General features: G+C 34.9%; 16 protein-coding genes and 1 pseudogene. 5 read left to right on the top strand and 12 right to left on the bottom strand.

Translation table 11 applies throughout. The features are described 5' to 3' along the window. Positions 1-45 precede the first annotated feature (45 nt). From CD147_RS03670 to CD147_RS03660, 3 genes are read right to left on the bottom strand one after another with little or no spacing between them, the layout of a single operon-like run. Positions 46-414: a DUF423 domain-containing protein gene (locus CD147_RS03670; RefSeq protein ID WP_167409774.1), complete on the bottom strand. Its 369-nt coding sequence runs from the start codon at positions 412-414 to the stop codon at positions 46-48. 26 nt (positions 415-440) lie between these two features. Then, positions 441-836, bottom strand: coding sequence for a YwdI family protein (locus tag CD147_RS03665; RefSeq protein ID WP_103166088.1), 396 nt, complete (start codon positions 834-836; stop codon positions 441-443). After that, positions 837-1,496, bottom strand: coding sequence for a uracil-DNA glycosylase (locus tag CD147_RS03660; protein ID WP_103166087.1), 660 nt, complete (start codon positions 1,494-1,496; stop codon positions 837-839). 139 nt (positions 1,497-1,635) lie between these two features. Here CD147_RS03660 and thiD point away from each other — a divergent pair, with 139 nt between their 5' ends. Together thiD and vraX are read left to right on the top strand one after the other, a co-directional pair. Beyond that, on the top strand, positions 1,636-2,466 hold the full coding sequence (gene thiD / locus CD147_RS03655; protein WP_103166086.1) for a bifunctional hydroxymethylpyrimidine kinase/phosphomethylpyrimidine kinase: 831 nt from the start codon (positions 1,636-1,638) through the stop codon (positions 2,464-2,466). 316 nt (positions 2,467-2,782) lie between these two features. Then, the gene (gene vraX / locus CD147_RS12045; protein WP_157947854.1) at positions 2,783-2,953 is read left to right on the top strand and encodes a C1q-binding complement inhibitor VraX; all 171 of its coding nucleotides are present in this window, start codon (positions 2,783-2,785) and stop codon (positions 2,951-2,953) included. 375 nt (positions 2,954-3,328) lie between these two features. Here vraX and CD147_RS03650 read toward each other — a convergent pair whose 3' ends face one another. The 8 genes and pseudogenes from CD147_RS03650 to hxlA all read right to left on the bottom strand — a co-directional run bounded on the left by CD147_RS03650 (position 3,329) and on the right by hxlA (position 9,494). Further along, positions 3,329-4,738, bottom strand: a complete 1,410-nt coding sequence (locus CD147_RS03650; protein ID WP_103166085.1) for an MFS transporter — start codon at positions 4,736-4,738, stop codon at positions 3,329-3,331. Between the two features lie 188 nt (positions 4,739-4,926). Beyond that, complete coding sequence (locus tag CD147_RS03645) at positions 4,927-5,190, bottom strand: hypothetical protein (RefSeq protein WP_103166084.1); 264 nt, start codon at positions 5,188-5,190, stop codon at positions 4,927-4,929. Further along, the gene (locus CD147_RS03640; protein WP_103166083.1) at positions 5,180-5,557 is read right to left on the bottom strand and encodes a protein VraC; all 378 of its coding nucleotides are present in this window, start codon (positions 5,555-5,557) and stop codon (positions 5,180-5,182) included. The genes CD147_RS03645 and CD147_RS03640 overlap by 11 nt, the downstream gene beginning before the upstream one ends. Further along, positions 5,532-6,661: pseudogene (locus tag CD147_RS03635) on the bottom strand (thiolase family protein). Before CD147_RS03635 ends, CD147_RS03640 begins: the two are co-directional and overlap by 26 nt. Further along, on the bottom strand, positions 6,658-7,272 hold the full coding sequence (locus CD147_RS12485; protein WP_338108614.1) for an AMP-binding enzyme: 615 nt from the start codon (positions 7,270-7,272) through the stop codon (positions 6,658-6,660). Before CD147_RS12485 ends, CD147_RS03635 begins: the two are co-directional and overlap by 4 nt. A gap of 140 nt (positions 7,273-7,412) precedes the next feature. Next, positions 7,413-8,042: an AMP-binding protein gene (locus CD147_RS12480; RefSeq protein ID WP_325167831.1), complete on the bottom strand. Its 630-nt coding sequence runs from the start codon at positions 8,040-8,042 to the stop codon at positions 7,413-7,415. Between the two features lie 268 nt (positions 8,043-8,310). Then, positions 8,311-8,859, bottom strand: a complete 549-nt coding sequence (gene hxlB / locus CD147_RS03625) for a 6-phospho-3-hexuloisomerase (RefSeq protein ID WP_103166136.1) — start codon at positions 8,857-8,859, stop codon at positions 8,311-8,313. Positions 8,860-8,861: 2 nt separating this feature from the next. Continuing rightward, the gene (hxlA, locus tag CD147_RS03620; protein ID WP_103166082.1) at positions 8,862-9,494 is read right to left on the bottom strand and encodes a 3-hexulose-6-phosphate synthase; all 633 of its coding nucleotides are present in this window, start codon (positions 9,492-9,494) and stop codon (positions 8,862-8,864) included. Positions 9,495-9,810: 316 nt separating this feature from the next. On the opposite strand from hxlA, the gene CD147_RS03615 reads away from it, so the two are divergent. Genes CD147_RS03615 through folE2 form a run of 3 tightly spaced genes read left to right on the top strand, consistent with a single transcriptional unit; the run spans position 9,811 to position 11,742 of the window. Beyond that, positions 9,811-10,173 carry a YojF family protein gene (locus tag CD147_RS03615; RefSeq protein WP_174694345.1) on the top strand — a complete coding sequence of 121 codons (363 nt, stop codon included), beginning with the start codon at positions 9,811-9,813 and terminating at the stop codon, positions 10,171-10,173. An 11-nt stretch (positions 10,174-10,184) separates the two neighbouring features. Further along, entirely contained in the window at positions 10,185-10,850 is a 666-nt protein-coding gene (gene bshB2 / locus CD147_RS03610; protein ID WP_103166080.1) for a bacillithiol biosynthesis deacetylase BshB2, read from the top strand. A 13-nt stretch (positions 10,851-10,863) separates the two neighbouring features. Continuing rightward, positions 10,864-11,742 carry a GTP cyclohydrolase FolE2 gene (folE2, locus tag CD147_RS03605; protein WP_103166079.1) on the top strand — a complete coding sequence of 293 codons (879 nt, stop codon included), beginning with the start codon at positions 10,864-10,866 and terminating at the stop codon, positions 11,740-11,742. Between the two features lie 141 nt (positions 11,743-11,883). On the opposite strand, the gene CD147_RS03600 is transcribed toward folE2, so the two are convergent. Then, entirely contained in the window at positions 11,884-13,185 is a 1,302-nt protein-coding gene (locus CD147_RS03600; protein ID WP_103166078.1) for an MFS transporter, read from the bottom strand. Positions 13,186-13,621: the final 436 nt, after the last annotated feature.

Raw genomic sequence — 13,621 nt, 5'->3', positions numbered from 1 at the left:
TTAATCTCGATTCAATCATTCAATATTCAAATAGAATATGATTAATTATCCAATAAATTTAAATGTAGAAATGATGAGCATTAACCAACCGGCGATAAATAGGATCCCGCCAATCGGAGTTACTGCTCCTAATATACGGATCTGCGTTAACGCTAAAATATATAATGAACCACTGAAGAACACGACACCTAAGAAAATAAGCCATCCTGCCCAGTTCACATTAATTGACGTTGTACCACCAATCACTCCGATGATAAGCAATCCAAGACCATGATACATTTGATAATTTACCGCTTTTTCCCATACAGACTTGTATTTGTCTGAAAGTTTATTCTCAAGACCATGCGCTCCAAATGCACCTGTACCTACCGACATCATCGTACATAATGCACCTAGAATTATAAATACTTTCATCATTATTACTAACCTCCCTTTTTAATCTAAAAATCAAATATCGAGTCTCCATTACCAATTTCGTCATCCGTAACCATAGTATTCGATGGCAAGCTCTCATTAGTTGATGATTTCATAGAATTAGGTACCTTACCACCCATCGCTTCAATTTCTTGTGCCGTCACTGTAGGTTTATCTTGAGGCGTATTAGTCGTTTGATGCGCTACATAATCAGTCGTTTTAAGTTTATTTTTTGAAAATGAGTTCGCAGTTACCGTATTTGTAAAATCATGACCTTGCGTACTGCTAGAAGAACCTTTAGCGTATAGTGATGTTAACGTATGAATCGTATACATATGTTTTTCAAATTGGTATTCATTCGCAGCTTCATCTGCTTGTACTAATTCCTGTTCAATTAATCGAATAATATCATCTCTATTCATCTAGCTTTCCCCACTTTCACACCATTGTATTGGCGTTTTACCTTTAGACTCTAGAAACTCATTGGCACGTGAGTACGGTTTCGAGCCGAAGAAGCCACGATATGCAGATAACGGGCTTGGATGTGGGGATTTAATAATATGATGTTTAGATGTGTCGATTAATTTAATCTTCTGTTGGGCAGGTTTACCCCACAGTATAAACACTACATCTTTACGATACTCTGAGACCGCTTTAATAATTTCATCCGTAAATGTTTCCCAACCAATGTCTTTATGGGAATGTGCTTCGCCTTGACGTACAGTCAAGACAGTGTTCAATAATAATACACCTTCGCGTGCCCAATCTTGTAAATGTGGCGACGTTCTATGACAACCAATATCATCTTCTAGTTCTTGATACATATTTCTTAATGATGGTGGAAACTTCGCATTCGGTTGTACTGAGAACGCTAAACCATGGGCTTGATTTGGACCGTGATAAGGATCTTGGCCTAGTATAACTACTTTAATATTTTCAAACGGCGTTAAATCAAATGCTTGATAGATATTCTCTTTATCCGGATAAACCACTTGAGTGGTATATTCTTTTTCTAGAAAATCGTGCATTGCTTTAAAGTCGTGTCGTTCTGTAATGTCATGAAATATTTCTGACCATTCCATCGCATTCACCTCATGCCATATTTTAACATAATCAACCACTTATCAGTTACCGATTTCTACCATAACTTGTAGCTAGCAAGAGTTAAGAAAAACGTGATATGATAGGACATAGATTAGAAACTATCGGGAGTGAATAGATATGGCTTTAAAAAAAGTATTAACAATTGCAGGATCAGATACTAGCGCGGGAGCTGGAATGCAAGCAGACCTTAAAACATTCCAAGAATTAGACACATACGGCATGGTCGCTTTAACTGCTGTCGTAACAATGGATAAAGAAACATGGTCTCACGATGTGACTCCTCTTCCAATGGACTTATTCGAGAAACAACTTGAAACAGCAATTTCTATTGGACCAGATGCTGTAAAAACAGCTATGCTAGGCACTCAAGAGATTATTAAACGTGCCGGCGAAGCATTCGAGCAATCAGGTGCACAATATTTCGTAGTTGACCCGGTTATGGTATGTAAAGGCGAAGATGAAGTACTTAACCCAGGAAATACTGACGCAATGATTGAACATTTATTACCTAAAGCAACAGTTGTAACACCTAATTTATTCGAAGCCGGTCAACTTTCTGGCTTAGGTAAATTAACTTCAATTGACGACATGAAAAAAGCAGCTGAGATTATCTACAATCAAGGTGCTCAACATGTTATTATTAAAGGTGGCAAAGCCTTAGATCAAGATAAATCATACGACTTATACTATGATGGTAGCCAATATTATCAATTAACTACAGACATGTTCCAACAAAGCTATAACCACGGCGCAGGTTGTACATTTGCAGCTGCTACAACAGCTTATCTAGCAAACGGTAAATCGCCTAAAGATGCTGTAGTTAGTGCTAAAGCATTTGTAGCTTCAGCAATTAAAAATGGTTGGAAAATGAACGACTTCGTAGGTCCAGTAGACCACGGTGCCTTCAATCGTGTAGAACATATTGATGTTGAAGTTACAGAAGTATAAACAAGAAAATAACAACTTTTTTATATAAATTTTAGCTATTAGCTTTTAATTCTCTTAGCACTTATCATACAAAGTGTTAAGTAAGAATTAAAAGCTTTTTATCTATTTTTTAGAATTAATCTATATTTTTGAAAGGAATAAAGAAACTCATTACTTTACCGAAGAATAAGTAAAATCACTTCAAAATCTAGGTATTTAGTCGTAGTAATTTATCAGTTGTTCGTCGTATTGAAAGTTGGTACTTGGGGTTCATGTTTTAATTAGAAAAATATCTTACTATATTAAGTGTAGAGAGGCAAAGGAGAAATCACACATCATGATTATCTACAAACAAAATATAGAAAATGGTACCCCAATGTACGAAATCATCACTAAAACTTTCAAGACAATTACGGTAAAATTCGATGAAACGTTTAATAAAAATCAGATTTACAAATTGCTCTCTCTACTTGAAAGTGACCTTGATAATATGAAAGTGTATTATTAAGTCGAGTTTACACCAAGAAGTACAAAAAGTGTTTTCCAGATTAAGAATTCAAACAGATGAATTATTCCTAAAAATTGATTTTTAAGTACTTATGCCCCCTAACACTAAGTAGCTTTAAAAGTCATTAATCATTCCTAACTCACCTTATAAAAATAGCGTCAATGTTAGCCAAGGATTGTCCCCCTTTGGAAGCTTAGAGAGTAACTTTAAGCTAAACTAACATTTGACGCTATATTTTTTTATGTATTGACTTATTATTTCTACTTAATCTTCTAATCTATTTTAATTCGGCTAGACATGAAAGAAAATTGTTATAGTTATTATTATTTAAAAAATCCACTGACGAAACTATCGTCAATGGATTGATGCTAAAACCTATGCATTTTTATTCTTCTTCTTGTTACTAATCCACCACAATGCTTTTTTAGGATGCGTTTCATAGTATTGAAGATCTTGTTTATTATCGACGTTAGGGTATGAACCTTTAAGTGATTTTCCTGCAGTACTTACGTGAAGTAATGCGATCACAATAAAGCCAATAATACTAATGGCAGTTAAATAATATGCTGGCGCATAAATATTACCAGTTTCATGTACTAACCAAGAATTCACTAATGGTGTCGTACCACCAAATAATGATACAGAGACGTTAAACGTAACTGCTAATGTACGATATCTAATATGCGTAAAGAACATCGTTGGTAATGAACCAGGCATAGTCGCTTCATATGTTGATAAGAAGAAGCCTAAGATAAATACACCTAAAATAATAAATGGTAGTGAATGTGTATTTAATAAACTAAATGCTATAACACTGAATAATGTCAAACCAGCTGTACCGATTAGGAATACTTTCTTCTCACCAATTTTATCTGCAAGTTTACCGAAGAATAAAGCTAACGGAATCATAATGGCCATAATACAAGTAATTAATAAACTTGTTGTGGTTTCATCTACTTTAACAACTTGGCCTAAATAAGTTGGTAAATAAGCCGTTACAGTATAATTTGTTACATTAAAGAAAACTACTGCTACAAAACAAACGAGAATATCTTTGAAATAGTAACGAATGATTGTAAAGAAACCAATATTATCACGTGCCGGTGCTTCTACATCTTGTTCATAAATTGGAGACTCTTCAAGTTTACGACGTAAATAAAGACCAAATAGTCCAAGGAATAAACCTAATATAAAGGGAATTCTCCAACCCCATGCTTCCATTTGTGCATCATTTAAAAAGAAACTAAGTAAGGCAATCATAATCGAAGCTGCGATATAACCTGATAATGTCCCTATTTCAAGACCACTACCTAAACTATTACGCTTTTTGTCTGGTGATATTTCTGCAATATATGTCATTGCACCTGCGTATTCCCCACCAGTTGAGAAACCTTGTAGTACTCTAGCAAGTAATAAGAGCGCCGGCGCCCATAAACCTATCATGTCATAGTTCGGTAAAACACCGATAGTCAATGTAGATAAGGCCATTAAAATAATCGTAGTTGTTAACACAACTTTACGTCCAAATTTATCACCAATAATACCAAATACTATGCCTCCTATTGGTCGTAATAGGAAAGCAATCGCTAATGCCGCGAAAGTAAATATTTGTTGGATTTGAGGATTCTGAACTGGTGAAAAGAAATTCGCACCAATGTAGGCGGTTGTATAAGCGTACACACCAAAGTCGAACCACTCCATGGCGTTACCAATACCCGTGGCAAAGACCGTTTTCTTCGCTGTCTGAGCATCCACCATGTTAATTCTATCTTTTTCAAAGTCCATGATCTGTAACACTCCTTCTATTTATGTTACATAATTATACAGACCTAATGAACCTTGTCAAATTTATTAATTTTAATCTAATTTTAAAATTACAATATTATTCACTTTACAGAATATAAAGAAAATTAGAGAATTTCTTTATATTTTAGATATTGAAAAACTAAAATTTATTCTTCAACGCAGAAAAATTATACTTTTTTAGTGATAACAATTTTTATTTCATTTCTATCGTTTTTTACTGTGATTTTATTTTCTAATTCTTTGTCAAATCTCACATTTTCGTTAATAATAGTGGCTTTACGGTATTTAATGCTATATGATTTCCAATTTACTTTGCATATTAAAAAAGCTTTTTCAACAATAAGTTGACCAGGAACAATGTGATTATGTATCGGATTATTATCATTTACTAACTTTAAATATCGTGTCACTAACTCATGGTTAAATGTCATACATCTTTACCTCTTTTAAAAAAGTTTGTTCGATAATAATGCATGTTTTATTATTATTTATTTTTAATTCGAAGATAAATTGGTCAAATTGCTTTACCTTATAAGACTTTTTATACGTTAAATATGCACAATATTGCATGTCGCTTTCTAAATTTTCGTACTTTTCAACTTTTGTGCGAACTAGCATTATTTCTTCATTTGAAAAACTTTGAAATACTTTAAACTCCGACCAAAGTTGTGCACACATTAAAGTTGGTACTACGCTATCGTATTCGTACCCTATCATTTCACAATAGTTACGTACGTCTTGGTCCTTAAATATCACACGTTGAGCTTCCGTGTCACCATTTTTCAAAGAGAATTGCATTACCCATTCCTCCTCCAATGCCCATAGTAGCAATACCTAATTTCCAGTCTTGCATATTAAAAAGTCGCGTGACTAAAGCTGCACCACTTGCACTATACGGATGTCCGGATGCAATTGCGCCACCCCAGCGATTTACTCGATTCATGCATAGATGCAACTCATTTATAGAAGCTAATACTTGTGAACTAAACGCTTCATTTAACTCTATAGCATCAATATCCTCTATCGCTACTCCCTGTCTATGTAATAATTTAGAAACAGCTGGCACTGGACCAATACCTAAAACAGTAGGATTCACCCCTATTGTAACTGCATCCTTAAAAAGAAGACCATTAGAAATCTCTAACGCTTCTGCCATTTCTTTATCCATGATTAAAGTTAGCGCCGCACCATCGTTCTTCATACAACAATTACCAACTGTTACCGTACCTCCAGGTAATAAAGGACGCAAGCGATTTAAACGTCTCTCATTTAACGTTGGTTTAATACTTTCATCCCTATTAAACCATTCCCCTTTCACTTTCAACGGCTCAATTTCACGACTAATATCTCCATTGTCAAAATGTTGAGACGTCAGCTGATGACTTCGCAACACAAACGCATCTTGGTCTTCACGCGATATTCCATAATACTGCGCTACACGTTCCGCCGTTTCTATCATACTTGGATCCTGACCTTCAGGCGCAAACGATGCACGCTCATAAAACTGAGGTAACTGCGTTTCATACACTGATTGTGGACGCTTAATCTTCCATGGCGCACGACTCGTACTTTCCACACCCCCGGCAATATAGACACGCCCAGCACCACACTGTACCATCCGACACGCATAAATAACACTCTCTAAACCCGAACCGCATTGACGATCCACCGTTACTCCAGGGATTGCATCACCCAAACCCGCTTCCAACAACGCCTTACGCGCAATATTCCCACCATTACCAACAATATTACATCATCGATTTGATTCATTATAGCAGGATATTCTTTTTTTATTTTTTGAAAAAGTGGTAAAAGTAAGGCCTCAGGTTCTAAATGTTTTAACGTTCCACCATATTTACCAAACGGTGTCCGCTTAGCCCATACTACGACTGCTTCTCTCACGATTTAAACTCCCCTTTTAAATAAAGTGATCGAACGCTACCACGCGCAACCTTACCACTATTGGTATAAGGCAACGTATTTACCTTCACAAGCTTAGAAGGCACCTCATATCGTGATAAAGTTTGTTGTAAATAACGTCGTAAAGTTACATAATCAAGTTCGTAATCTCCTATATAAATTAGTACCGCAATTTCACCAAAACGCCGATGCGGTTCCCCAATTACTATCGCTTCCTCTATGCCCTCCAACTGTTTAACGCGTTGTTCAATTGCATTAGGATAAACATTCTTGCCTCCTATAATTAGACGCTCGCTTTTCCGACCGACTAAATAAAGATGATTATCCTTGATATAAGCGAAATCTACTGTCTCAATCCAACTGTTTGGTGTGACAACTTTACGATTAACATAACCCGAATAGATCATATTACTTTGTACTTTGAGGAGACCGATGTTGTTAGCATCTTGCTCTTCTAGTTGTATATTTACATTGTTAAAAATATAACCGACTGATTGTGTAGGCGCAGTTTGATTAAAATTGTAACTAATAAAACTCGCTTCTGATGTACCAAAGAATTCAATGATATTGGCTTTTGAAAATTGACGCGTCACTTTTGAAATAATTGTGGTGATAGCTTAGCGCCACTGCTAAAAATCGAGGTAAGACAAGGACAAGGTATATCTAAATTAATAAGTTGATACAACATCGTTGGCACAAGGAAGAGTGCACAATTTTGAGTTTGTTGTTGTAATTAAAGCATCAACTTGCGTGCGTTAAAACTACACTGTCCGACAAACGTTCTGCCCGAATACAATGCAAAAATACAAGTGTATAATGATAACGAATGTGCTAACGGCCCTGGCGCAATTAGTAAACGTTCATTATGGTGTAAGAGTTTTTCATTTTCAACGTAAGAGGCAAGCCATGAGGGTTCATTACGATAATAGGCCTTTGGTAACCCAGTAGTGCCTGAAGTAAAACCAATATGTAATAATTGCGTAATTTGAGATTGTTCTTCTTCGATGGATGTCTGGGCTTCACATAAAGATGTAGGCAGTAATCTTTTATCTGAAGAAATGATGTACTCAATATGGTATGTGCTAATTAATTCATCAATGGTTGTTTGCGACCATTGTGCATCTAAAAAGCAAGGCACACCATGACTCATCAATATAGCGAAGTAATGAATCATATTACTCATAGGTACATCACTTAGTAAACCTACACGTGTGCCTTCTGTTAGATTAGGAAACTGAGATTTAGTATATATCACTGTTTGATATAACTCTTTATACGTTAACGTTTCGTCATCAAATTGAAGTGCAATACAATCAGGTTGGGATATAGCATAATCTTGAAGTTTACGTAAAATTTCTAACATAATTTAACCCTCTTAATGTCAACTTTATTTTATAATATGTTAACATTATATAAAATTTCGCGCACATAAAAAATAGGGAGCGGTAACAGACATTAAAGAAGCGAGACTTCTCGGAGAACTGGATTAGGTTGAGACCATGGTTTAGCCTGTCCCTACGAAAAGCTTGCATTACTGTAAGAACGCGAGCTAAACAATACAAAGCATTAATAAAATACGCATATAAAAAACAGTCCAAAACATTACTGTCTTGGACTGTTTACTGTATATTTTATTCTAAATTCGCATGATTACTTTGCATTGTTTCTTCATCAACATTGAACGTTTCCATTAATCCAAGTACAACACTATCTAAAAATAAAAGTGAAGCTTGTTCGAACAAACTGCCTAAGGGTTGTTCTGATCCTTTTGCATCATGCTTTGTTCCAGCTGGAAGCTCAATGATAGTTTCTGCTAATTCGCCAATTGGAGAATCGGATTTTGTAGTTAATAGGACTACTTTTGCACCGACAGATTGTGCTTTATCTGCTAACAAGCGCAAGTGCTCTGTTGAACCAGAACCAGATAAAATAATAAACAAATCATGTTCTTTAATAGAAGGTGTAGTAGATTCACCTACTACAAACGCTTCTTTACCTAATTGATTAAGACGCATAGCGAAGCTGTTCGCAATAAACCCTGAACGGCCTTTACCAGCCGTAAATATTCTTTGTGCGCCATTAATATCATTAGCAAAACGATCATACTGTTCGTCTTGAACATGAGATAATGTACGATCTAATTCATCAAGAATCAGACGATAATTTGTAAATTGAGACATCATTACTTACCTTCAATCGCTTCACGACATTGTTTAGCTGCTTCTACAGGGTCATCAGCATTGGCAATACCGCCACCAACAATAACTAAGTCAGGTCCTTCTGCCACAATGTCTTTAATAGTATCTGGTTTAATACCACCAGCTACAGCTACTTTAGAGTTTTTAATTACAGATTTTACAGTACGTAAACTATCTAATGGTGATTGTCCTTCTGCTTGTAAGTCATAACCAGTATGCACTGCAATGTAGTCAGCGCCCATTTCATCTAATTCTTTCGCACGTTTTTCTAAATCTTGAACTGCAATCATATCTACTAATAATTGTTTATCATGTTTGTGTGCCTCTTCAACTGCTGCTTTAATTGAAGCATCTTCTGCTACGCCTAAAATTGTAACAACATCTGCACCAAATTTAATTGCTTGGCTAACTTCATAGTCTGCTGCGTCCATAATTTTAAGATCAGCTAATACTTTTGCATTATTAATATTTTCATTTAAATGTTGTACTGATGGCAAACCTTCATTAATAACGATAGGTGTACCAATTTCTACGATATCTACATATTCCTCAACTTTTTTAGCTAATTCTGCTGCTTCTTCTTTATTTAATAAATCAATTGCTAATTGTAATTCCAATGCAAACATCCTTTCGATGAGTTGTAAGATTGGCTATTAATTATTTATACTCTTAAAAAACAATTAACGCCACTCAATCTCAACACTCTAGTTTTTTATTTCACATTTCATAGTCTACCCATTTGGACACATTTTAAACGATATCGTTTTTATAAGCCCATATCATGTTCATTTCCTTCATATTATTAAAGGAAATTATCTTATTTTGACTAAAAATACAATTTTTTATAAATAAATTGAGCAGAGATATACAATTCATCCGTTCTTTTTAGTAAAATGAATAGATAAACACATTGAATGGTTGCAAGGAGTGAAAGTGTTGGAACTCATTAACGCTGAAGAAGTACAACAATTATTAACATCATTCGAAAATAAACCTGTATTCTTACACGTTGAAACGACTAATGGTGCATATGCTAACCATTTCGATCAGCGTGTCTTTAATGCGGGAACATTTTTAAGAAATATACAAGTAACATATGAACATGCGCAACTTAAAGGCGGAGACAAAGATCCCTATCGTGTTGGGCTAAAACTTCGCGACGGCGGTTGGGGATATGTTCAAGGATTAACTCATTATGAAATAAATGATAATAATGAGTTATTAATTGCAGGGTTTAACTACGAAGGACAATTGGCTGCTACACTCGAAATTAGTGAAAAGCCATTTACGGTATAGGGGGGTTATTCATGAAAGATGAAAGACATGTGTTAATGATATTTCCACACCCTGATGATGAGACCTTCTCATCAGCTGGCACGATTGCAAGCTATATAGATAATGGCGTCCCAGTCACTTATGCTTGCTTAACATTAGGTCAAATGGGACGTAATTTGGGAAATCCTCCTTTTGCGACCAGAGAATCGCTACCTGATATCCGCGAACGTGAGCTTGAAGAAGCGATGAAGATAATTGGTATTACTGATTTACGCAAAATGGGTTTACGTGATAAAACGGTAGAGTTTGAGCCCCATGATCAAATGGACGATATGGTGAAGAATTTAATTGAAGAAACGAATCCTTCAGTTATTATTTCTTTCTATCCAAAATTTGCAGTCCATCCAGATCATGAAGCTACAGCCGAAGCAGTAGTTAGAACTGTTGAACGCATGCCAAAAGAACAACGTCCAAGATTACAACTTGTGGCATTTAGTAATGATGCACCTGAAGTATTAGGTGAACCAGATATTTTAAATGATATTAGTCAATATAAAGAACTGAAAATGAAAGCGTTTGAGGCTCATGCATCTCAAACTGGTCCTTTCTTACAACAACTTGCTAGTCCTGAAGTTGGTGGAGAAACACAGAGTTTCTTAGATGTTGAACCTTATTGGACATATCATTTTGAATCTTAAGGGGAGGTAAATGATGACTGAATTTGATTTATCCACACGCGAGGGTCGTTGGAAACATTTTGGCTCAGTTGACCCAGTTGAAGGTACAAAACCTACAACTAAAAGTGAAATGACAGACTTGCAAAGTACTCATAAAAACTTCTTATTTGAAATAGAAGAAGTTGGTATTAAAAATTTAATTTACCCAGTTAATATTGATCGCTTTCAAACTGCCGGTCGTTTTAGCTTTTCAACAAGTTTGAATAAAGATGAAAAAGGCATTAATATGAGCCGTATCTTGGAAAGTGTCGAAAAGCACTACAATAATGGTTTAGAACTAAATTTCAACACACTTTATCAAGTATTACGTACGCTTCAAACGAATATGAAACAAAATTCTGCCGGCGTCGATGTTTCTGGTAAATGGTTCTTCGACCGTTTTAGCCCTGTAACTAATATTAAAGCTGTGGGCAATGCTGATGTAACGTACGGTTTAGCGATTGAACAAGATCAAATTACACGTAAAGAAATTACAATTGAAGCAAGCGTGACAACATTATGTCCTTGTTCTAAAGAAATCAGCGAGTATTCTGCACATAATCAACGTGGTATCGTAACTGTAAAAGTATATTTAGACAAAGATAATGATGTAGTTGATGACTATAAAGATAAAATCCTAGACGCCATGGAAGCTAATGCAAGTTCAATCTTGTATCCAGTTTTAAAACGTCCGGATGAAAAACGTGTGACTGAACGTGCATATGAAAATCCTCGTTTTGTTGAAGATTTAATTCGTTTGGTTGCTGCTGATTTAGTCGAATTTGATTGGATTGACGGCTTCGATATTGAATGTCGCAATGAAGAATCTATCCACCAACATGACGCTTTTGCTAAATTAAAATATAGAAAATAGAGTATTTTAGGACAGTTATTTATTTAATTTCGTTAATCATTTTCTAAATGCATAACTTATAAATGTCTTTATTTATTCTAAACTAAAAAGCAGTTGCCTCGAAAAAAATGAGGTAACTGCTTTTTATAATGTATGAAAATATTAATGTTTTGCCATTCTTTTCTGTCCAGGTTTAACAAAACTCATGGCTACAATACTGATGACTGAGGCAATTACGGCGGAAATAAACATTGATGAATAACCAAAACTTGCCACTAAATAACCTGTTAATGTAGGTGCAATTACGGTTGCAGAGTTAACGAAGAAATGAGTAATCCCACCATATGTACCTGTTTTATTCGGTGCTGTATCAATAATAACAGACCAATATACACCATTAGGTAAAAAGATAAAGGCATTACCTATCATCATCAATATCATAATGGCAACAATACTATGTGTAAACGGAATAATTAAGAAACAAATCGCTGCACAAATCATGCCACCCATCGCAAAATAAGATCTTGCTATACGCAGACTTCCCGTTTTTTCACGAAGCCAGTCAGATATATGACCGCCAAAATAAATTGTGAAACATGCACCTATCCATGGGACCATCCCTAAATACCATAATGAATGAATTTCAAAATGGTACTCATCTTGTAAATATTTAGGCGTCCACGTTAAAATTAAAAAGTTAACATATTGAAAACCAAAATAGCCAAACATATTTCCAACTAATGTTGGACTTTTAAAGAAATGATACCATTTTTCGTTATTTACCGTCTCAGTTTCAATTGTCTTTTCATCGTTTAAGCTATTGGCAGTGGAACGAATTTCTTTTAATTCCTCTTTAGATACACGCTTATTATCTTCTGGGTAGTCAGTGAATACAAAAGCCCATATCACGACCCATACTAACCCTAGCGCCCCTAAAATAATAAATAACAATTTCCAACTCGCTATTGTTAAAAATCCAGAAACAATAGGTGCTGTAATTAAAGCACCAAGTGGCACACCAATTAGACCTAGCGCAGATAACAAACCACGCTCTTTTGGCGCTGCCCAGTTTGCGTTTGTTTTACTAATGATTGAAAATACTGGTCCTTCAGCTACTCCAAACAGTACTCTTAAAATACCAAACCCTAAGATTGCTGAACCGCCAAATAATGCCATACCTAGCTCTCCAGCAAATGCCATCGCTATTTCAGTAATAGACCATGACGTTCCAGCTATAATCCAAACGAATTTAGGCCCCCTCTTATCAGCAGTTAACCCACCTACAAGAGAACCAAACATATACCCATATCCGAAATAACCCAGAATCTTGCCCCAAGCTATAGTGTCAAAACCATATTCACTTATAATATCCTTTTGTGCATACGAAATTGCACCTCTGTCTATGTAATTAATCATAGTCATAATAATAATCATGACAATAATAAAGTAACGATATTTTTTCATTTTTATTCCCCCACCCTTTGTTGAATAGTTACTTTACCATATTATTTTATCATATTTTTTGAAAACGCTACCAAAAGTGTATATAGTTCTTTAAAAATGTCAAAATACACCTAAGGGGGAAGAAATTGTTCGAGTTCAAAGGGAGATTAATATTAACATTTCATAATATAGTTGAAGAAAATTAGTATCTTTATATATTAGATTGTCAATTTAAGTGCAACATTTTTTAGATAAAACTTCATAAGGTAATTTTAACACTTTCTTGGTCCATATTTAATTGAATCTAAAGCATAGTTAAGTTCTTCTTGAGTTACTTAAGATAAATCTATTTTTTCTTAAAAAAATTATCTTAGCAAAATATTAATATTTAAATAATATTATATAATTACTTTATTCTAATCTTTGAAGAAATGCTATTATATATATAAGATGATAG

It is taken from the genome of Staphylococcus devriesei (genome assembly GCF_002902625.1).
Lineage (GTDB): Bacteria > Bacillota > Bacilli > Staphylococcales > Staphylococcaceae > Staphylococcus > Staphylococcus devriesei.
Note: the sequence above shows the minus strand (reverse complement) of the source record. Positions and strands in the feature narration are given on the sequence as shown.